We start from the raw sequence: 20,847 nt of genomic DNA on the forward strand, positions 1-20,847 counted from the left end.
GACGTGCGAGACGCCCGGCCCCACGATGTACGAGGGCCGGGCGTCAGAGGTTCTGCTGCCTGCGGGCGGCTAGCCCACGTGGACGCGCGGGCGGCGGCGCGGGTCCGGCTCGGCGCGGCGCAGGACCTCGCGGGTCACCGGCGCGACCTCACCGTCACCGAAGACCAGGAACCGCAGCAGGTGGCTCAGCGGATGGCCCTCGGTCCAGTTGAAGTACGCGTGCGGCACCTGGCCGGTCCGCTCGCGCAGCTGCATCAGCACCGCGGCGATGGTGTTCGCGACACCGGCGCCCTCCACCCGCAGGATCTGCGCGCCGTACTCCTCCGCGCCCCGCACGTGCAGGTTCGTGGTGAAGTCCGAGGAGTCGGTGACCGTCACCTCCAGGAACAGCACCGGCCGCCCGTCGGGTATGTGGGTCTCCTCGCGCTGGCTGTACTCCTTCTGCCGGTACTCCTGCGCGTCCCGCTCCTGCGGCTCGTTCGCGATCACCCGCAGCGGCCCGGCCGCGATCGCGGTGTCGATCAGCCGGCCCGCGGTCTCGTCGAAGTCGACCTGCACGGCGCGGAGTTCGAAGGCGCGGTGCACCCGGGACGCGAACGAGGTCAGCAGCATCCCGAGGATGAACAGCAGCGCGATCTTCAGACCGTCCGGCCGCTCGATCACATTGGTGACCAGGGTGTAGCCGAAGACCAGGGTGATCGCGCCGAAGCCGATGGCGGCCGCCCGGTGCCGCCGGTGCCGGGCCGCGACGGTGGAGGCGAACGACGCCGACAGCATCAGCACCAGCACACCCGTCGCGTACGCCCCGCTCTGGTCGTCGACGCTGGCGTTGAAGATGACGGTGATGCCGAAGGCGATGGCCAGGAAGATCAGCACCAGCGGGCGCACCGCCCGGGTCCACTCCGGGGCCATGCCGTAGCGCGGCAGATAGCGCGGTACGAGATTGAGCAGACCGGCCATCGCCGAGGCACCGGCGAACCAGAGGATGGCGATGGTGGAGACGTCGTAGACCGTGCCGAACCCCTCGCCCAGGTACTGGTGCGCCAGATAGGCCAGCGCGCGGCCGTTGGCCGAACCGCCGGTCTCGAACTCCTTCTGCGGGATCAGCAGGGTGGTGGCCAGGCTCGACAGCAGCAGGAAACCGCTCATGATCAGCGCCGCGGTGGTCAGCAGCCGGCGGGTGCCGCGGATCCGGCCGGCCGGCTTGGCCGCGGTGTCGGTGGCCTCACCGCGGATCTGCGGCATCACCGCCACCCCGGTCTCGAAGCCGGACATGCCCAGCGCCAGCTTCGGGAAGACCAGCAGCGCCACCCCGACGATCGCCAGCGGTGAGGAGTGCTCGGCGGTCATCGCGCCCCACCAGTCACCGACCACCACCGGGTGCGCCAGCACGTGCCAGGCCGCGGTGCCCAGCACGACGACGTTCAGCGCCAGGTACAGCCCGACGAGCCCGACGGCGATGCCGATCGCCTCGCGGAAGCCCTTGAGGAACACCGCGCCCAGCGCGGCCAGCAGCAGCAAGGTGATCCACAGGTTCGCACCGTGCAGCGCCTGCGGCGCGAACGGGTTCTCCACCACGTGCGCCGAGGCGTCGGCGGCCGACAGCGTCATCGTGATGACGAAGTCCGTGGCGGCGAATCCCAGCAGCACCAGGACCAGCAGCTTCCCCGCCCACCAGGGCAGCAGCCGCTCCAGCATGGCGATCGAACCCTCGCCGTTCGGGCTTTCCTTGGCCACCCTGCGGTACACCGGCAGGGCACCGAGCAGGGTCAGCGCGATCAGCACCAGGGTGGCGAACGGCGAGAGCAGCCCGGCCGCCAGCGCGGCGATGCCCGGCTGGTACCCGAGCGTCGAGAAGTAGTCGACACCCGTGAGGCACATGACGCGCCACCAGTGGTGCCCCTTGTGCTCGGCCGGCGGCGTGCCGTGCGGCCCGGGGTGGCGTGCGGCCCGGCTGCTCAGTCCGTCCAGCAGCCAGCTGCGCCACCGTTGGCCGGGAACGGCCGGGGCGGCAGGCGCGGGCTCCGCCTGGGTACGCGTGCTCATGCGGATCGTCCTGTCGTTCATCGGTCGTCGGTTCGGGCAACGAGGAGCGAGTATGCATCACCGGCCACCGCCCGTTTCTGCCACCCTGGCCACTTCTGCCCGCTCCGTGCGCCAACCCGGCGTCAGGATCGCGTCAAGATGCCGCTGCGGCCCGTACACACGGCGTCAAAGCCCCCGACAAGGCGGCCTCGTGCCCCCTCGGACGCGCACGCTGGCAGGAGTTCCGAGGCAGGAGGTGTTCCCGTGGTCACCCTGCATCCCCCGGCGTCCTGGGGCCGCCCGCACATCCCGCAGCCCACCCGCCGTGCCCCCACACGCCCCCGCCCGCGCACCGCGGCGCCGCCCCGCCCGGCGCGCGTGCACCCGGTCCCGCCGGGCCGCACCCTCGGGGCCGAACTCGCCCTGCCGCTCGGCGCCGTCGCCGCGGCGCTGCTGGTGACCCTCCTGCTGCTGAGCGGGGGCAGTGCCCACCCCGCGGTCGCACTCGGCGTCTTCGCGCTGCTGACGCTGCTCGCCGCCGTGCCCGCCCGGCCGGTGCTGCGGCCGGCCGTGGCCCTGGTGTCCTGGCTGTTCTACGACGGTTTCGTGCTGAACGGCCACTCCGACCTGGCCTTCCGGTCACCGGACCGGACCGGCCTGCTGGTCCTCCTGCTCGCCGCGCTCGCGGGTGCGGGCTGCGCCGCCGCGCTACGGGCCGTACGTCGGCACGCTTAGGCCGCGCCGCGGGCGGGCGGGCCGTCACCCGCTTCCGCCGCCCGCTCTCCCTCACCAGCAGCGGCACCGCACGTGCCGGCGCGCCGCCTTGTGGCCGTAGTGGTGGTGGCCGGGTCCGCACCGGTGGCCCCGCGCGGCGGCCCGCCGCCTGCACGGTGCGGCCAGCAACCCCAGTCCGGTCCCCAGCATCCAGACGTCCTTGGCCAGCGCGATGCCTTCCTGGGTCGGCCGCGGGCTGCCCGGCTCGTGCATCCCCGGGGTCCGCAGGTACATCCCGACCAGCCCGCCGGAGAACCCGGTCAGCGCCAGTCCGGCCAGCCGGCTGGGCACGAAGGGCGCCAGCAGTGCCCCGCCGACCGCGACCTCCGCGCACGCCAGCAGCCGGGTGAACCGCTCGGCGGGAATCCTCCGCAGGAAGGGATACGCGGCGCAGGCCATCCCGTGCACGCCCTCGGCCGTCCCCTGGTCGGCCTTCAGCATCGTCAGCCCGGCATTCAGGACGAACGCGCCGGTGGCCAGCCGCGGGGCCACATCACGCACATCGGGCAACAGCACCATCGCCAGCCTCCGTGATCGGGTCGTCGGCCCCCCGGCCGAGCTTAGCCACGGGCGCACGGACGGGCATCCGGACGCGGACGGGACGACGGGCGTCCGGGCCCGGACGGGACGGGACGACGGTCGTCCGGCCACGCAGAGAGGGCGGGCGTCCGGGTGCGAAGGGAGGGCGGGCGTTCGGCCCCGGGTCACAGTGCCGGTACGTCGTCCCACTGGTCGAGGATGTCCTCGGCCGAGTCCGGGCCGCCCTCCTGCTGCCCGTCGTCGAGCGACTGCTCGGTCCAGATGACCTTGCCGCCGGGGGTGTAGCGGGTGCCCCAGCGCTGGGCGAACTGGGCGACGAGGAACAGCCCGCGGCCGCCCTCGTCGGTGATGGCGGCCCGGCGCAGGTGCGGCGAGGCGCTGGTCCCGTCGGAGACCTCGCAGATCAGCGTGCGGTCGTGCAGCAGCCGCACCTGGATGGGCTGGGTGCCGTACCGGATGGCGTTGGTGATCAGCTCACTGAGGATCAGTTCGGTGGTGAACTCGATCGCTGCCAGCCCCCACGACTCCAGCTTCCGCATGCAGGCGGCCCGGATCGGCGCCACGGCGGCCGGGTCGGAGGGCACGTCCCATTCGGCCACCCGGGAGGGCCCCAGCAACCGCGTACGGGCCACCAGCAGGGCGATGTCGTCGCTGGGGTGCTCGGGCAGCATCGCGTCGAGGACCGCCGCGCAGATCCCGTCCGGGTCCCGCCGCCCACCGGACGCCAGAGCGGTGTGCAGCATCGCCAGCCCCGTGTCGATGTCACGGTCGCGGTCCTCCACCAGCCCGTCGGTGTACAGCACCAGCCGCGAACCCTCCGCCAGCGTCAGCTCCGCGGTCTCCACGGGCACGCTCGCCCCCAGCCCCAGCGGCGGGGAGACCGGCACCTCGGGGAACGCCACGGACCCGTCCGGGTGAACCAGTGCCGGGCCCGGATGCCCGGCCCGGGCCACCGTCGCCCGGCCGGACACCGGGTCGTAGATGGCGTACAGACAGGTGGCACCGGTGATCCCGGTCCCGCCCCCGCCCGGCCGCATGCCTTCCGTATCGCTGCCGATGCCGGGCCAGGCCACCGCGTCGCCGTCCGTCCCCTCGGGCCGCCGGCTCGCCGCCCGGGCCTCGTCGGTGTCGATGTGGCTGACCAGCTCGTCCAGATGGTTGAGCAGCTCGTCGGGCGGCAGGTCGAGGGCGGAGAAGTTGTGCACCGCGGTGCGCAGCCGGCCCATGGTCGCGGCGGCGTGCAGCCCGTGCCCGACGACATCGCCGACGACCAGCGCGACCCGGGTACCCGGCAGCGGGATCACGTCGAACCAGTCGCCGCCGACCCCCGCCTGCGCGGGCAGGTAGCGGTGCGCCACCTCCAGCGCGGACTGCTCGGGGAGGGCCTGCGGGAGCAGGCTGCGCTGCAGGGTGACGGCCGTGGTGTGCTCGCGGGTGTAGCGGCGGGCGTTGTCGATGGAGATCGCGGCCCGCGCGGCCAGTTCCTCGGCGAAGGTCAGATCCTCGTCCTCGAAGTCGTCGGAATGGTCCGAGCGCCAGAAGCTGGCCACCCCCAGCACCACGCCCCGCGCCTGCAGCGGCACACTGATCAGCGAGCGGATCCGGGCGTCCAGCACCCGCTGGGTGGCCTCCAGGTCCTGCCGCCGCCACTCCTCCGACCGGCGCAGATCCGGTACGAGCACGGTCCGGCGGCTCGCCAGGCTCGTCGCCATCGGGGTACCGGGCACGAACCGCAGCACGTCCCCGACCCGGTAGATCGCCGAGTCCTCCGGCACGCCCCGGACCGCCATCCGCCGCAGGTCGCTGCTGAGCGAGGCCTCCGGCTCGTCGCCGCGCAGCACCGGCTCCAGCAGCTCGACGGAGACCACGTCGGCGAACCGCGGCACCGCCACATCGGCCAGCTCCGCCGCGGTCCGCCCGACGTCCAGCGTCGTCCCGATCCGCAGCCCCGCGTCGTAGATCAGCTTCAGCCGCTCCTGGGCCACCTCGGCCCGGCCGGCCAGCACCCGCAGTTCGGTGGTGTCCCGCAGCGTCACCGCCGACCCGGCCGGACCGCCGAACGGCGCGGTCGGCCGGACGTTCACTGCGAGCAGCCGGTCACCCGCCAGATAGACCTCGTCGGTGGCCTCCCGGCCGGACGTCAGCAGGGCATCGAGCCGTGGGTCCAGCCCCAGCTCCGCGACCGGCCGCCGTTCCTGGTCCGCGTCCTCGGGCAGATCGAGCAGCCGCCGCGCCTCGTCGTTGGCCAGCATCAGCCGCCCGTCGCTGCCGATGATCAGCACGCCCTCCCGTACGGCGTGCAGCACCGCGTCGTGGTGGTCGTACATCCGCCGCATCTCGGCCGGGTCCAGCCCGTGCGTCTGCCGCCGCAAACGGCGGTTGACCAGCACCGCGCCGCCGCTGACCAGCAGCAGTGCTCCCGCGGCGGACCCGAGCAGCAGCGGCAGTTGGTGCTCCACCCGCTGGTTCGCCCGCTCGGCCCGGATCCCCACGGACACCAGCCCCACCACCGGTCCGCTCCTGTCCCTGACCGGCACCACGGTGGCCACGGCGGTCCCCAGGGCGGACGTGAAGGTGTCGGTCAGCGTCCGGCCCTTCAGCGCCTCCCGGAAGCTGGGCCCGACCACCCGTTTCCCGATCAGCCGCGGATCGGGATGCGTCCAGCGGACGCCGTCGGGCCGGAACGCCACGATGTAGTCGACCCCGGTCGCCTTCCGGGTCGCCTCCGCCTGGGGCTGCAGCACCGCGCTCGGATCGGCGGACTTCATGGCGGCGAGGGTGCCCGGCGCGTGCGCGAAGCTCTCCGCCCCGACGCGCGAACGCTGCCGGGCGTCGTCCATGACCGAACTCTGCGCCTGGAAGACCAGTGCCACCGCAGCGGCGACGATCAACAGCAGCACGAGGGCGAGCTGCACCACGAACACCTGGCCCGCCACGCTGTGCGCCGTGACCAGCTCCCGGAGGCGGTTTCCGACGGACGGCGACGAGTCCTGCGACCCGTCACCGTCTCGCCGGAATTTTTCCCTCATGACCCATATTTAGCATTCTGTCCCCGTACGGGCGTCGCCGCCGACGGCGACGGCGGCCCGTCCCGTTCGCTGGATCGGCTCAGCGGAACGGGTCAGGAGAACGGGGCAGGACATCGGCTCAGCCCGTCCGCGGGATCTGCTGGGTGATGCAGTGCACCCCGCCGCCGCCCCAGGCGAGGGTGCGGGCGGAGACGCCGACGATCCGCTTGGCGGGGAAGAGGGACTGGAGGGTGGCCAGGGCCGCGGTGTCGGACGCCGGGATGTCCGTCGTCGGGACCACGACGCCGGTGGCCGTCGGGTAGTAGTTGGTGTAGCTGAAGGTGATCACCTCGTCCGTGCCCACGGTGAAGGTGGGCAGTTGGTTCATCTCGGTCAGGGTGAAGCGGCGGCCCTGGGCGTCCGTACCGGCCTGCAGCACTCTTTTGTTCTCCGACAGCCGTGCGTAGTTGGGGTCTCCGGTGTCGGACGGCAGATTGATCAGCAGGTGCGCCGGACCGGCGTAGGCGGCGACGAGGTCGACGTGGCCGTTGGTGACGGTGTCCCCGTACATCCCGTACGGCAGCCAGATCATCTTGGTCGCCTGATAGGCGTCGAGCAGCTTCGCCTCGATCTGGGCCTTGGTCAGGTCCGGGTTGCGGTTCGGGTTGAGCAGGCACTCCTCGGTGCCGATGATCGTGCCCTGGCCGTCCTGGAGGAGCGCACCGCCCTCGAAGATCATGTCCACGGGCAGCCGCGGAACCCCCAGGTAGTCGCAGACGCCTGTCGGGAGGTTGTCGTCCTTGTCGTGCGGGAACTTGTTGCCCCAGCCGTTGAAGCCGAAGTCGAGGCCGAGGAGCTTCCGTCCGCTGCGGTCGACGCCGAAGATCGGGCCGTTGTCGCGCGGCCAGCAGTCGTTGATGGGGTACTCGATGACGGTGACGGTCGGACCGACCTGCTGCCGCACGAAGTCGGCCGTGCCGGTGTTGGCCACCATGGTGACCGGCTCGAACTGGGCGACCGCGCGGGCCACGTCGGCGACCTCGTTCTGCACCGCCGGGAGCTTGTCACCCCAGTTGTCGCCGGCGTCCCACGGGAAGGCCATGAGGCAGCCCGCGTGCGGCGCCCACTCGCCGGGGACGGTGTACGTCGTCCCGTTGTACGTGGCCGCACGGGCGCGACCGGCACCGGCACCGAGGAAGGCGGCCGAGGCGGCGGCCATCGCGGAGGCGGTCACGAAGCCACGTCGGCTGAGCGCGGACTTCCGGGGGGATCCGGCACCGGTGCCGGACGGGGAGGTGATGCCGGGCGCGGCCGCGCTCGTCGCGTCCGCGCCGGACGCGGGTGCGCTGGGTTCGGTCATGCTGAACTCCTCACGGGGGCTCTGACGTGGGGGGCGGGCACTGGGGGAACTGCGGGGAGGTCTGCGGGGAGGGCCTGCGGGGAGGGACCACCGCCGATCGACGGCGGCTCCGGGACGGCCGGCGCCCGGGGCCGCACCTAGGGCTGCGGCTGGGACTGCGGCCGTGTGGCCGGACCGGACGCCTCCGCGGCCTCGGCGTCCGCCGCTTCCGTGGGGCTCGCACCCGCCCCCGCCCCCGCCAGGATCTTGTCCTGCGGCCGGCGGGCCATCAGATAGAGCGTGCCGGCGCCCAGGACGACCGCGACGCCGAGCGGCGCGGCCCAGATCTGGTACCAGGGGGCGCCGGGTGGGGCGAGCACCGCGCGCGGCCAGGCGACGTTGGTGACCTCGAAGCCGGTCCAGGCGACGGCGATGACGTTGAGCACCGTGCCCTTGCGGCCCTGGCGGATGTGGCCGCCGGGCACCCAGGTGCCGCGCAGCCGCGCGATCAGGGCGGCCGCGGAGACCAGGAAGAACGGCACGAACGTGGCCGCCGTACCGAAGGCGATCAGCGAACCGATCGCGGTGGCGTTCAGGCCGAGCAGCAGCGCCACGCCCGAGACGAGGGTGGAGGCGATCAGGCCGCCGATCGGCGCCTGCTGCTTGTTGACCTTCCTGACCTGCCGGGAGAACGGGAACACGTCGTCCCGGGCGAGTGAGTACAGGCCGCGGGCCGCACCGCCCTGGGACGCCATGGCGCAGGCGAGGAAGCTGACCAGCACCACGAGCACGAACGGCTTGTCCGACCAGGAGCCGAACGACGTGACCACGGCCGTGGTCACCGGGTCGACGTCCTTGCCCGCGACGGCGGTGGCCGTGTGGGGATACGAGATGGCCACGGCCACCGCGTTGAGGATGACCACGGCGCCGACGGACAGCAGCGCCCACCACATCGCCCGGGGTACCTGCCGGCCGGCGTCCTTGGTCTCCTCCGCGGTCGAGACGCAGGCGTCGAAGCCGATGAAGGCCCAGCCGGCGACGGCGAGCACGGTCAGCAGCGCCAGCGGCACCGAGTCGCCGGACAGCGCCTCGGCGCCGAAGGTGTGCGTGAACAGCGAGAACGGGTGCTTGCGGAAGAAGAGCAGGAGGGACAGGCCGACCAGCACGGAGGCGATGGCCTCGCCCGCGATGCCCGCCGAGACGAACCACTTCAGGAGGTTGATGCCGTACGCGTTGACCAGCGCGCAGAGCAGCACGATGGCCATCGAGACGGCGACCATCGCGCCCGGCGACGGCGTCACCCCGAGGAGCGCGAACACCCAGGGCGCCGCCAGATAGGCGACGGTGGTGTTCCCGAACATCACCGCGAACTGCCAGACCCAGCCGCTCAACCAGCCGAACCGGGGGCCGATGAGCCGCCGCCCCCACTGGTAGGGGCCGCCGGCCAGCGGCCACTGCGAGGTCAGTTCGGAGTAGACGTTGACCACCAGGCACTGCCCGGCCAGGACCACGGGCAGCGCCCAGATCCACGCCGGCCCGGCGATCATCGTGCCGATCATGGAGACCGCGTACAGCGCGACCACCGGGGAGACCACGGCGAAGCCCATGGCGATGTTTCCCAGGATGTTCAGGCTCCGGCGGAGTTCTTGGGTGTAGCCCAGCGATGCGAGACGGGCGGCGTCGCCGTCCCGGGCGGCAGCGGTGTCCGGGTTGCCGGTGGGCGGCCGGTGCGGGGGCGTGGAGTGGGGCATGGCGTACCTCGCCTGGCGGTTCGATTAAAACTAACTTTGTTAGTCGGCGAAGGTAGGGACGTCAGGCCGCTCTGTGAAGCCCCTGCCGGTGAGTAACCTTGAAAAGCCAGGAATTCGAGGGGAAGCGAGGGTGTCGTGGGCCGCCCACATCAGACATTGCTGAGCAGGACGGCCATAGCGCACGCGGCTCTGGAGCTGATCGACGACCGCGGCTACGAAGCACTCACCATGCGGGCCCTGGCCGACCGGCTCGGCGTGCGCGGCGCGTCGCTCTACAACCACATCGGCTCGAAGGACGACATCCTGGACGCCGTCAGCGAGCTGCTCGACGCCGAGGTCGACCACTCCCCGCTGCACCGCGATCCCTGGTCCGAGGGCATCGCCGCGTACGCCCGCGGCTACCGGCGGGTCTTCCAGCGCCACCCCAACGCCATCGCCCTGGTCGCCCGCCGCGGTGTGCACACCCAGGGCGCGCTGCGCGAGTACGACACCCTGCTCGCCACCCTGATCCGTGCGGGCTGCACCCCCGCCCTGGCCGCCGAGACGGCCGCCGCCCTCGACTTCCTGGTCATCGGCTCGGCCCTGGAGACCTACGCGGCCGGCTTCACCCAGCCGCCCGCCGCCTACCGCCCCGACTACCCCGCCCTGGCCGACTCCCTCGAAGCCGCCACCCGGGTCGACCCGTCCCCGACCGCACTCGACGACCGCGGCTTCGAATTCGGCCTCCGCATGATCCTGGGCGGTGTGGCGGCCCAGCTCGCGAGCCCGGCCGACGACTGACGCCCGCGGACCGGCGCGGCGCCGCCGAAAAAGGGTTGGCGGCGCGGAGCGGAGCTGGTTTACGGTGAGCGGGTTGTGGAGGGCGGCCCGAGGCCGCTGTCCTTGTCGGCCGTTGAGGAATCCGGGAGGTGAAGACCGATGGCTGTCGTTGCGAAGGGCGCTGCCCGCATCCAGGAGTTCATCACTTTCACCTCCGTGGTCTCCGGCTGACTCGTCGTCACTTCCGCTTTCTTCCTGCTGCTGCGCACGGGTGCTCGTGCGCGCGCTGCGACGTGGGCCGGGGCCGCTTTCCCTGAAGGGTCCTTGCGTTGTTCGACCTCGATCTTTCCGCTGCGCATCCGTTGACGGCCTACGGCTGGGACGACGGGTTCGCGGAGAGTTTCACCCCCTTTGCCGGGCAGGGGTTCGTGCCCGGTCGTGTCGTCCGTGTGGATCGCGGGCGCGTGGACGCCGTCGTCCCCGACGGTGACGGCGTCCGGACCGTGCTGGCGGACACCGCGCTGGTGGCGACCGGTGATCCGATGCGGGTGCCGTGCACGGGTGACTGGGCCGTCCTCGATCTGGCGAACGGCCGGACCGGTGACCATCTGGACGGCGTGCTGCGGGCGTTGCTGCCGCGGCGTACGTCGTTCGTGCGGTCCACGTCGTCGAAGCGTTCCGAGGGGCAGATCCTGGCGGCGAACGTCGATCATGCGGTGATCGCGGTCTCGCTGGCCGATGCGCTGGACCTCGGACGCATCGAACGGTTCGTCTCGCTGGCCTGGGAGAGCGGGGGACAGCCGCTGGTGGTGCTGGCCAAGGCCGACCTGGCCGGGGACGCGCGCGGGCTGGCCCACCTGGTGGCGGACGCGGAGTCGGCCGCCCCCGGGGTACAGGTGCTGGCGGTCAGCTCGGAGACCGGTGAGGGGCTCGACGTGCTGGCCGCCGTACTGGCCGGGGGGACGTCCGTCCTCCTGGGGCAGTCCGGCGCGGGCAAGTCCACGCTGGCGAATGCGCTGGTGGGGGCGAGTGTGCAGACCGTACAGGCCACCCGGGACCGGGACGGCAAGGGCCGGCACACCACGACCACCCGCGATCTGCTCGCACTGCCCGGTGGTGGCGTGCTGATCGATACGCCCGGGCTGCGCGGGGTCGGGATGTGGGACGCCGAGGGCGGGCTGTCCCGGACGTTCTCGGACGTCGAGGCGCTGGCCGAGGAGTGCCGCTTCCATGACTGCGCGCACCGGACCGAGCCGGGGTGTGCGGTCCAAGCCGCCCTGGAGAGCGGTGAGTTGGCGGTGCGCCGGCTGGAGAGCTACCGGAAGCTGCTGCGGGAGAACCAGCGCATCGTGGCCAAGACGGACGCCCGGCTGCGGGCCGAGATCCGGCGCGACTGGCGGCAGAAGCAGGCGCTCGGCCGGCACATGATGGAGCGGAAGAGGGGGTCGGGACGGTGAGCTGAGGCCCAAGCGCAGGGCGGGTGAGGTGAGCCGGGCCCGGGAGCCGTTGCCCGGGCCCGGCGACACCCGGAAACGCCATGTCCGAAATCCGCCAGCCGGGGCTCCGTCGCGGGCGCAGACTGGAGGCGTGATGGACGACGAGACCAGGTACGAAGCGGTGTCCAGCCGGGACGCGCGGTTCGACGGGGAGTTCTTCTTCGCGGTGGTGACGACCGGCATCTACTGCCGGCCGAGCTGCCCCGCGGTCACTCCCAAGCGGGTGAACGTGCGGTTCTTCCCGTCGGCCGCGGCCGCGCAGGCCGCCGGCTTCCGGGCCTGCCGGCGGTGCCGGCCGGACGCCGTGCCCGGCTCGGCGGAGTGGAACGTGCGCGCCGACCTGGTGGGCCGGGCCATGCGGTTCATCGGCGACGGCGTGGTCGACCGGGAGGGCGTCGCCGGGCTGGCGCAGCGGCTGGGGTACAGCGCGCGGCAGGTGCAGCGGCAGCTGACCGCGGAGCTGGGCGCCGGGCCGGTCGCGCTGGCCCGGGCCCGCCGGGCGCACACCGCGCGGGTGCTGCTGCAGACCACGGCGCTCCCGGTCACCGAGCTGGCGTTCGCGGCCGGCTTCGCCAGCATCCGGCAGTTCAACGACACCATGCGGGAGATCTACGCCGGCACGCCGAGCGAGCTGAGGGCCGCGGCGGTGGGCGGGCGCGGGCACGGCGGCGGCACGACCGCGCGCCCCCGGTCGCGGCCCGCCCCGAGCGGTGGCCCGGCGGCCGGCGGGATTCCGCTGCGGCTGGCCTACCGGGGCCCGTACGCGGCCGCGGAGATCTTCGACTTCCTGGCGGAGCGGGCGGTGCCGGGCGTGGAGGAGGTACGGGGCGAGCCCGGCCCGCGCACCTACCGCCGCACCCTGCGGCTCACCTACGGCAGCGGGATCGCCGAGGTCGAGGAGCCGCCCGCGGGGCCGCGCGGCCGGCCCCGGCCGCCGGCCGGCCGGGTGTGCCCGGCGGCCCGGGGCGGGGACGGCGGCTGGCTGGAGTGCCGGCTGCTCCTGACCGATCTGCGGGACCTGTCGACGGCCGTGCAGCGGCTGCGCCGGCTCTTCGACCTGGACGCCGACCCGTACGCCGTCGCCGAGCGGCTGGGCGCGGACCCGCTGCTCGGCCCGCTGGTGGCCGAACGCCCGGGCCTGCGCTCGCCGGGCGCGGCGGACCCGGAGGAAATGGCCGTACGGATCGTGCTCGGCGGGCCGCCGGAGCGCGCCGCCGAGCTGGTGCGGGCGTACGGGAAGCCGCTGGACGCGGCGGACGGCGGGCTGACCCACCTCTTCCCGGCGCCCGCGGAGCTGACCGGCGCGGACGTCCCCGAGTCGGTGCGCGCGCTGTGCACCGCGCTGGCCGACGGCACGGTCCTGCTGGACGCCGGCGCCGACCGGGTCGCCGCCGAGCGGGCGCTGGCCGCGCTCCCCGGAGTCGGGCCGCGCACCGCCGCGTACATCAGGATGCGGGCGCTGGGGGACCCGGACGTGGGCGGCTCGGACAGGGGCGAGCGGGCCGACGCGGAGCGGGGTGCGGACCCGGACGGCGCGGACGGCCCGGAGGGGGCCTGGCGGCCCTGGGGCGCGTACGCCCTGCACCATCTGTGGCGGGCCGGGCTCCTCCCGCCGGGCGAGCTGCCGGCCCCCACCCCCGCGGCGGCGCCGGCCGGCTGAGGACCGGCCGGCGGCCACCGCCCCGCCCGTCGCCCGGGGCCGGTCAGCTCGCGATCACCGTCCCCGCCCAGCTGCCGACCACCAGCAGGCAGGCGAGCAGTTCGACCAGCACGCTCAGGCCGAGGGTGCGCATCACCGTCCGGGTCGAGGCCCAGGCGTCGCCGTGGCCGCCGAGCCGCACGCGTTCCAGCAGGTAGAGGCCGCCGACCGCGCCCACCACGGCACCGATCACCGGCAGCACGAAGAAGCCGACGATGCCGGCCGCGCCGGCCAGGAACAGGGTGCGGTACGGCGCGCCCGCGGCCCGCAGGTCGCGCACCGGCAGCAGCCACTTCAGCGCCTGATTGACCAACAGCAGGGCGGTGGCGCCCATCAGCACCGTCCAGGCCGGGCCGGACTTCTCCGTCACCGCCCACCACAGCACGCCCGCCCACACGATCAGCGGCCCGGGGATTCCGGGTACCAGCACCCCGATCAGCCCGAGCAGCATCACCAGGCCGACCGCGACCAGCTGCCACGCGCTCATGGCCCCAGACTGCCGGACCGGGCCCGGAAGCGCTTGCCGGCCGCCCGCGACCGTGCGGGCCGGCGCGGGCCGTCGCGGACACCCGACCGGCCCTCCCACCCTCGGACGGCCGACCGGGCAGACGGCGGACAGCGGAGGCGGACCGCCCTCCCGCGTGGGTACATGGGAGCAGGCCCCTCGTACCCCCGGCCCCGACCCTCTGACCCTGGGAGCGACAGCGACATGGCGAAGCAGACCGTGGCCGAGCAGTTCGTGGACATCCTGGTGCGGGCGGGGGTGCGGCGCCTCTACGGTGTCGTCGGCGACAGCCTGAACCCGGTGGTGGACGCGGTCCGCCGGAACGCGGCGATCGACTGGATCCAGGTCCGGCACGAGGAGTCCGCCGCCTTCGCCGCCGGGGCGGAGGCGCAGCTCACCGGCAAGCTCGCGGCCTGCGCCGGCTCGTGCGGACCGGGCAACCTGCACCTCATCAACGGCCTCTTCGACGCGCACCGTTCGATGGCCCCGGTCCTCGCGCTGGCCTCGCACATCCCCTCCAGCGAGATCGGCACCACGTTCTTCCAGGAGACCCACCCGGACCGGCTGTTCGCCGAGTGCAGCCACTACAGCGAGCTGATCTCCAGCACCAAGCAGATGCCGCGGGTGCTGCAGACCGCCATCCAGCACGCCGTCGGCCAGAGCGGCGTCGCGGTGGTCTCGCTGCCCGGGGACATCGCCGCCGAGCAGGCCCCGGAGCGCGCCTTCCAGCACGCGCTGGTCACCACCCGGCCCCTGGCGCGGCCCGGGGACGCCGAGATCGACGCGCTGGCCCGGATGGTCGACGAGGCCCGCAAGGTGACGCTGTTCTGCGGCAGCGGTACGGCCGGCGCGCACGCCGAGGTGATGGAGTTCGCCGAGCGGGTGAAGGCCCCGGTGGGCCACGCCCTGCGCGGCAAGGAATGGATCCAGTACAACAACCCCTATGACGTCGGCATGAGCGGACTGCTCGGGTACGGCGCGGCCTACGAGGCCACCCATGAGTGCGATCTGCTGCTCCTGCTCGGCACGGACTTCCCCTACAACGCGTTCCTGCCCGACGACGTCAAGATCGTCCAGGTCGACGTCCGGCCCGAACACCTCGGCCGCCGCACCAAGCTCGACCTCGCCGTCTGGGGCGACGTCCGCGAGACGCTGCGCTGCCTGATCCCCAAGGTCCGCGAGAAGACGGACCGGAAGTTCCTCGACCGGATGCTGAAGAAGCACGCGGACGCGCTGGAGGGCGTGGTCAAGGCGTACACGAGGAAGGTGGAGAAGCACGTGCCGATCCACCCCGAGTTCGTCGCCTCGGTGCTGGACGAGGAGGCCGCCGACGACGCGATCTTCACGGTCGACACCGGGATGTGCAACGTCTGGGCGGCGCGCTACCTCACGCCCAACGGCCGCCGCCGGGTCATCGGCTCCTTCAGTCACGGTTCCATGGCCAACGCGCTGCCCCAGGCGATCGGCGCCCAGTTCCTCGACCGCCGCCGCCAGGTCGTCTCGATGTCGGGCGACGGCGGATTCGCCATGCTGATGGGCGACTTCCTCACCCTGGTCCAGTACGACCTGCCGGTGAAGGTGGTGCTGTTCAACAACTCCTCGCTGGGCATGGTCGAGCTGGAGATGATGGTCTCCGGCCTGCCGGCGTACGGCACCACCAACCACAACCCGGACTTCGCGGCGATCGCCCGCGCGGCCGGTGTGTACGGCGTCCGGGTGGAGAAGCCCAAGCATCTGCGCGGGGCGCTGCGCGACGCCTTCCGGCACGACGGGCCCGCGCTGGTCGATGTCGTCACCGACCCGCACGCGCTGTCCATCCCGCCGAAGATCAGCGCGGAGATGGTGTCCGGCTTCGCGCTGTCGGCCGGCAAGATCGTGCTGGACGGCGGGGTCGGCCGGATGCTGCAGATGGCCCGCTCCAACCTGCGGAACATCCCCCGGGTGTGAACCGCGCAGGGCGCGCGGTCAGTCGGCCGGGCGCTGCGGCCGGAGCCGGAGCGTCAGGATCTGGAACGGGCGCAGCTCCAGCGTCAGTTCCGCGGTCGGCCCCTCCTCCTCGTCGTGCAGCGGACGCTCCAACAGGTCGGTCACGGTGGCCCGTTCGACGGGGAAACCGGGCGAGAGGGTGCCGGTGACGCGGCTGCCCCGGGACTCGTAGAGCCGGACCACCACGTCGCCGCTGCGGTCCTCGGCGAGCTTGACCGACTCGACGGTGAGCGCCGGGTGGTCGACGCGGATCAGCGGCGGCACCGGCGGCGCGGCCGCGGCCCGGAGGGGGAGGTTCAGGGCGAGGCCCTCGGCGACCGCGGCGCCGGTCGTGGCGCCCGGCAGCAGCGCGTAGCGGAACCGGTGGCTGCCCTGGTCGGTGGCCGGGTCGGGGCTGTGCGGGGCGCGCAGCAGGGTCAGCCGTACGGTCGTGCCCAGGCCCTCGGCGTGCGGGACGCGGGTGACGTCGTGGCCGTAGGTGGAGTCGTTGAGCAGCGCGACGCCGTATTCCGGCTCGGCCACCCGCAGCCAGCGGTGCGCACAGATCTCGAAACGCGCCGCGTCCCAGCTGGTGTTGGTGTGGGTGGGGCGGTGGACGTGCCCGAACTGGATCTCGGCGGTGGACCGTTCGGCGTGCACGTCCAGCGGGAAGGCGGCCTTGAGGACCTTCTCCGACTCGTGCCAGTCGATGTCGGTGAGCACGTCGAGGCGGTGCGCGCCGGCCCGCAGCGTCAGCTCCTGGACGACCCGGGACGCACCGAACGACCTGGTCACCCGCACGGTCGCGGTCAGCGGCCCGGAGGCGAGCAGGTCGACGGATTCGGCGGCGGTCAGATCGGTGTGCCGGTGGCGGTAGTGCCGGTCGAGGTCCCAGGCGTCGTACTTGGTGGGGTGGTCGGGGTGCAGCTGGAGCAGATTGCCCCGGGCGCCGGGTGCCAGCACCTCCCGCCCGGCGTGCAGATCGCGCACCGAGGCCAGCAGACCGTCGGTGTCGATGCGGACGCGGAGCAGCCCGTTGTCGAGGGTGACGGTGCCGTCGGTGCCGGTGGCGGCCCGTACGGGCGCGGGCGGCGGAACGGGGGAGTCCGGACCGGGCGGGCGGACGGCCGCCGCCCCCAGCGCGGGGACGTGCACGGCGACGGCCGCACCCTCGCCGTCCCCGCCTCCCGGCAGCTCGACGATCTCGTCCCGGTCGTACGGCGAGGCGTTGAACACCGTCGGCGGCGCGCCGTCCACCGCCCGGCCCAGTGCGGCGAGCGCCTCCTCGACGATGCCGGTCAGCTCCGCCTCGACCGCCGCGTAGGTGTCCCGGGCCTCCCGGTGCACCCAGGCGATCGACGAGCCCGGCAGGATGTCGTGGAACTGGTGCAGCAGCACGGTCTTCCAGATCCGGTCCAGCGCGTCGTACGGATACGCATACCCGCCGTCCGCGCCGCCGGCCGTCCGGACCGCCGCCGTCGCGGCCCACAACTCCGCCTCGCGCAGCAGGTGTTCACTGCGCCGGTTGCCCTGTTTGGTCTTGGCCTGCGAGGTGTACGTGCCCCGGTGGTACTCCAGGTACAGCTCGCCCGACCAGACCGGCGCGGCCGCCCCGTACTCCTCGTGCGCCGCCGCGAAGAACCGGGCCGGCGGCTCGATCTCGACCCGCGGGGAGCCCTCCAGGGAGCGCAGCCGGCGGGCCCGCTCCAGCATCTCGCGGGTCGGGCCGCCCCCGCCGTCCCCCCAGCCGAACGGGACCAGGGAACGGGTGGCGCGGCCCTTCTCGGCGAAGTTCCGTTCGGCGTGGGCGAGTTCGGCGCCGTGCAACCGCGAGTTGTAGGTGTCGACCGGCGGGAAGTGGGTGAAGACGCGGGTGCCGTCGATGCCCTCCCACCAGAAGGTGTGGTGCGGCATCCGGTCGGTCTGGTTCCACGACAGCTTCTGCGTCAGGAACCACCGCGCGCCGGCCAGCCGGGCCAGCTGCGGGAAGGCCGCGGTGTAGCCGAAGGAGTCCGGCAGCCAGATCTCCTCGGTCTCCACCCCCAGCTCCTCCAGGAAGAACCGCTTGCCGTGCACCAGCTGCCGGGCCAGCGCCTCGCCGCCGGGCATGTTGGCGTCCGACTCCACCCACATCGAACCGACCGGCGCCCAGGTGCCGTTGCGCACCGCCTCCTTGATGCGCGCCCAGATGTGCGGCTGGTGCTCCTTGACCCAGGCGTACTGCTGCGCCTGCGAGCACGCGAACACCAACTCCGGATATTCACCGGCGAGTTGGGTCACATTGGCGAAGGTGCGGGACGCCTTGCGGACGGTCTCCCGCAGCGGCCACAGCCAGGCGGAGTCGATATGGGCGTGCCCGGTGGCCGAGAGCCGGTGGGCGCTGGCCGCGGCGGGGCGGCGGAGGACCCCGGCCAGCGCGGCCCGGCCGGCCTCCGCCGTGCCGGCGACGTCGTGCAGATCCAGCGTGTCCAGCATGTCCTCCAGCGCCCGCAGGATCTCGTGCCGGCGCGGGCGGTCGGCCGGCAGCTCCGGCATCAGCTCGGCCAGCACCTCGATGTCGAGCACGAGATGCCAGACCGTCTCGTCGAGGACGGCCAGGTCGGCCGAGGCGAAGCGGTACAGCGGGCGGTCCGGCGCGGTGCGGACGTCCCCGAGATCGGTCGGGCGGAAGTCCCGCAGCACCGCCGGATTCGCGGCGGCCTCCAGCAGCAGCCGCACCTCCTCGCCGCCCCGGACCGGCGCACCGACGGGCACGTGGCGGTTGCGCGGATGGATCCCCTTCAGCGGTACGCCCTCGGCGTCGTACACCAGGCCCTCCGCCTGGAAGCCGGGCCCGTCGCCGCTGAAGCCGGGATCGATGACGGCCTCCACCCGCCGCCCGGCCCACTCCTCGGGCACCTCACCCGCCAGCCGGAACCAGCTCGTCGACCACGGCGGCCCCCACGCTTCGCCCGCCGCGAACGGCACGTACTCGGCCCCCAGTGCCTCGGTCACCGGCCGCGGCTCGCCCGGCGCATGCCGGACGGCCAGCCGCAGCGGCACCCGCGCCGCGTACACCGCGGGCCGGATGAACTGCCCCAGCGCCCGTTCCAGGCGCCCCTCCACCAGCAGTCGGTCGTCGTGCACGGCGGCTCCTCCCGCTCGTCCGGGCCCCACCCGACAGGCATACCCAGCGCGGCCCGGTCCGCCCACCCGGCGCGCGGACGACCGCGCGCCCCGAAGCGGAAGCGGACGGAAGCATGGCGACTGATCCGATGGGCATGCTGACCGTGAGGCTGTTCGAGACCGGACGCCGGGTTCCGTGGGGGCGGGGGAGAGCATGCGTCAGCCTGTGCGACGCGAGGAACGGGAAAGACGACACACGACGACCGAGCACGGCCAGGGGGGCGCGGCGCGGGCGCCGGGCGTGCTGGAGCGGAAGGTGCGCCGGGCCGATCTGCGCGCGGTCGGCGAGGTGCGGCGGGAGCTGCGGCAATTACTCAGCCGGTGGGCGGCACCCGGTGGCGGCGAGCTCGCGGAGGTCGCCACGCTGCTCACCAGCGAGCTGGTCACCAACGCCCTGGTCCATGCCGACGGCGATGCGGTGGTCACGGCGAAGGTCGGCGACCGCCTGCGGGTCGAGGTGCGGGACTACGCTCCCGGGCGTCCCGAGGTGCGGGCGGCGAGCGCGGACGGGACCTCGGGCCGGGGGCTGATGCTGGTGCGCGCCCTGGCCGACGCGTGGGGGATACGCAGCGAGGGATTCGGCAAATGCGTCTGGTTCGAGCTGGGCGGCGGACCGGCCTGACCAGGAGTCGGGGGTGTCGGTCGGCGCGGTCTGCCGCCGGTCAGCCGAATTGCCGTTCGATCTCGGCGAGTTTCTCCTCCAGGGAGTCCAGACGGGGCAGCGTCTGGGTGTCGTCCTCCGCGGTGAGGTCCACGGCCCGCCAGGACCGGGCCGCGGGATCGACGGTATCCGTGGCGGCGACCGCCTCGGGGTCAGCGCCGGATACGGCCTTGAGGGCCGGGCGGGAGCGCAGCGGCAGCTCTACGGCGGGCAGGGGCGGCGGATCACCGGCTATGGCGGAGTCCGGACCGGCCACCTCGGCACCGGCGGGCGTGACCGCCAGCTGCCGGCCGCCGCCCCGGCCGATGCCCCAGCCGCGGTGCTGGCGGTTGATGGCCTTGATCCGGGCCCGGTCGAGCTTGCCCTGCTCGCGGCGGCGCAAGCGGTTCTGCTCCCGCTCCCGTCGGTCCTCGCGGACCTCCTCGACGGCCTCGTCCAGCGTCCGTACGCCCTCCAGCAGCATCAGCGACCAGGCCGCGAAGGTCTCGCGGGGCGCGCGCAGCCAGCGCACGATCCGGATCTGCGGCAGCGGCCGGGGCACCAGCCCCTGCTCCCGCAGCGCCGCCCGGCGGGTCTGCTTCAGCGCGCGGTCGAAGAGCACCGCGGCCGACAGCGACATCCCGGCGAAGAACTGCGGGGCGCCGGCATGGTCCAGGCCGCGCGGCGCATGCACCCAGTTGAACCACGCCGCGGCGCCCGCGAAGGTCCACACCAGCATGCGCGAGCCCAGCGCCGCGTCGCCGTGACTGGCCTCGCGCACGGCGAGGACGGAGCAGAACATCGCCGCGCCGTCGAGCCCGAACGGCACCAGGTACTCCCAGCCGTCGGTGAGGCCGAGGTTCTGGACGCCGAAGCCGACCAGTCCGTGGAAGGACAGCGCCGCGGCGACCGCGGCGCAGCAGAAGAGCAGCAGATAGGAGGCGGAGGCGAAGACGGCCTCCTTGCGGCGGCGGCGCTCCTCGCTGCGTTCCCAGGAGTCGTCGGCGCCCGCCTGCGCGGCCGCCCGGCGGCCGCGCACCACCAGCGCCGCGGCGGCCATCACGGCACCCAGCGACAGAACGCCGGGAACAAGCCAATTCAGCGATATGTCGGTCGTTCTCATGGTGGGGATCCCTTGCCTCGGATACGCGATTTCGCGCGACATCCTGGCGGAATCCACT

At 73.4% G+C, this 20,847-nt stretch carries 14 protein-coding genes; 6 read left to right on the forward strand and 8 right to left on the reverse strand.

Features of this window, described 5'->3' with window-relative positions:
- Window positions 1-69: 69 nt before the first annotated feature.
- Window positions 70-2,046 (reverse strand): APC family permease, encoded by a 1,977-nt coding sequence (locus V2J85_RS26250; RefSeq protein ID WP_261955041.1) that lies wholly within the window; start codon window positions 2,044-2,046, stop codon window positions 70-72.
- 243 nt (window positions 2,047-2,289) lie between these two features.
- On the opposite strand from V2J85_RS26250, the gene V2J85_RS26255 reads away from it, so the two are divergent.
- Complete coding sequence (locus V2J85_RS26255; protein ID WP_261955040.1) at window positions 2,290-2,760, forward strand: DUF4118 domain-containing protein; 471 nt, start codon at window positions 2,290-2,292, stop codon at window positions 2,758-2,760.
- A gap of 51 nt (window positions 2,761-2,811) precedes the next feature.
- Here the strand turns inward: V2J85_RS26255 and V2J85_RS26260 are convergent, their stop codons facing one another.
- The 4 genes from V2J85_RS26260 to V2J85_RS26275 form a co-directional block, all read right to left on the reverse strand.
- Entirely contained in the window at window positions 2,812-3,318 is a 507-nt protein-coding gene (locus V2J85_RS26260) for a hypothetical protein (RefSeq protein ID WP_330822922.1), read from the reverse strand.
- Window positions 3,319-3,503: 185 nt separating this feature from the next.
- Complete coding sequence (locus tag V2J85_RS26265) at window positions 3,504-6,368, reverse strand: SpoIIE family protein phosphatase (protein ID WP_330822924.1); 2,865 nt, start codon at window positions 6,366-6,368, stop codon at window positions 3,504-3,506.
- 118 nt (window positions 6,369-6,486) lie between these two features.
- Window positions 6,487-7,707 (reverse strand): agmatine deiminase family protein, encoded by a 1,221-nt coding sequence (locus V2J85_RS26270; protein WP_330822925.1) that lies wholly within the window; start codon window positions 7,705-7,707, stop codon window positions 6,487-6,489.
- A 137-nt stretch (window positions 7,708-7,844) separates the two neighbouring features.
- Window positions 7,845-9,437, reverse strand: a complete 1,593-nt coding sequence (locus V2J85_RS26275) for an APC family permease (RefSeq protein WP_330822926.1) — start codon at window positions 9,435-9,437, stop codon at window positions 7,845-7,847.
- A 156-nt stretch (window positions 9,438-9,593) separates the two neighbouring features.
- Between V2J85_RS26275 and V2J85_RS26280 the strand changes: the two genes are divergently transcribed.
- The 3 genes from V2J85_RS26280 (at window position 9,594) to V2J85_RS26290 (ending at window position 13,352) form a co-directional block, all read left to right on the forward strand.
- Window positions 9,594-10,217 (forward strand): TetR/AcrR family transcriptional regulator, encoded by a 624-nt coding sequence (locus tag V2J85_RS26280; RefSeq protein ID WP_330822927.1) that lies wholly within the window; start codon window positions 9,594-9,596, stop codon window positions 10,215-10,217.
- Window positions 10,218-10,525: 308 nt separating this feature from the next.
- Window positions 10,526-11,653 carry a ribosome small subunit-dependent GTPase A gene (gene rsgA / locus V2J85_RS26285; RefSeq protein ID WP_330822928.1) on the forward strand — a complete coding sequence of 376 codons (1,128 nt, stop codon included), beginning with the start codon at window positions 10,526-10,528 and terminating at the stop codon, window positions 11,651-11,653.
- 133 nt (window positions 11,654-11,786) lie between these two features.
- The gene (locus V2J85_RS26290) at window positions 11,787-13,352 is read left to right on the forward strand and encodes a DNA-3-methyladenine glycosylase 2 family protein (RefSeq protein WP_261955033.1); all 1,566 of its coding nucleotides are present in this window, start codon (window positions 11,787-11,789) and stop codon (window positions 13,350-13,352) included.
- 43 nt (window positions 13,353-13,395) lie between these two features.
- Here the strand turns inward: V2J85_RS26290 and V2J85_RS26295 are convergent, their stop codons facing one another.
- Window positions 13,396-13,878 (reverse strand): DUF456 domain-containing protein, encoded by a 483-nt coding sequence (locus V2J85_RS26295; RefSeq protein ID WP_261955032.1) that lies wholly within the window; start codon window positions 13,876-13,878, stop codon window positions 13,396-13,398.
- 222 nt (window positions 13,879-14,100) lie between these two features.
- Here V2J85_RS26295 and V2J85_RS26300 point away from each other — a divergent pair, with 222 nt between their 5' ends.
- Entirely contained in the window at window positions 14,101-15,843 is a 1,743-nt protein-coding gene (locus V2J85_RS26300) for a pyruvate dehydrogenase (RefSeq protein WP_330822929.1), read from the forward strand.
- An 18-nt stretch (window positions 15,844-15,861) separates the two neighbouring features.
- On the opposite strand, the gene V2J85_RS26305 is transcribed toward V2J85_RS26300, so the two are convergent.
- Window positions 15,862-18,987: an alpha-mannosidase gene (locus V2J85_RS26305; RefSeq protein WP_261955030.1), complete on the reverse strand. Its 3,126-nt coding sequence runs from the start codon at window positions 18,985-18,987 to the stop codon at window positions 15,862-15,864.
- Between the two features lie 193 nt (window positions 18,988-19,180).
- Here V2J85_RS26305 and V2J85_RS26310 point away from each other — a divergent pair, with 193 nt between their 5' ends.
- Window positions 19,181-19,648 carry an ATP-binding protein gene (locus V2J85_RS26310; RefSeq protein WP_261955029.1) on the forward strand — a complete coding sequence of 156 codons (468 nt, stop codon included), beginning with the start codon at window positions 19,181-19,183 and terminating at the stop codon, window positions 19,646-19,648.
- 40 nt (window positions 19,649-19,688) lie between these two features.
- On the opposite strand, the gene V2J85_RS26315 is transcribed toward V2J85_RS26310, so the two are convergent.
- On the reverse strand, window positions 19,689-20,789 hold the full coding sequence (locus V2J85_RS26315) for a DUF2637 domain-containing protein (RefSeq protein WP_261955028.1): 1,101 nt from the start codon (window positions 20,787-20,789) through the stop codon (window positions 19,689-19,691).
- Between the last annotated feature and the right edge of the window lie 58 nt (window positions 20,790-20,847).

Source organism: Streptomyces bugieae (assembly GCF_036352915.1).
Lineage (GTDB): Bacteria > Actinomycetota > Actinomycetes > Streptomycetales > Streptomycetaceae > Streptomyces > Streptomyces endophytica.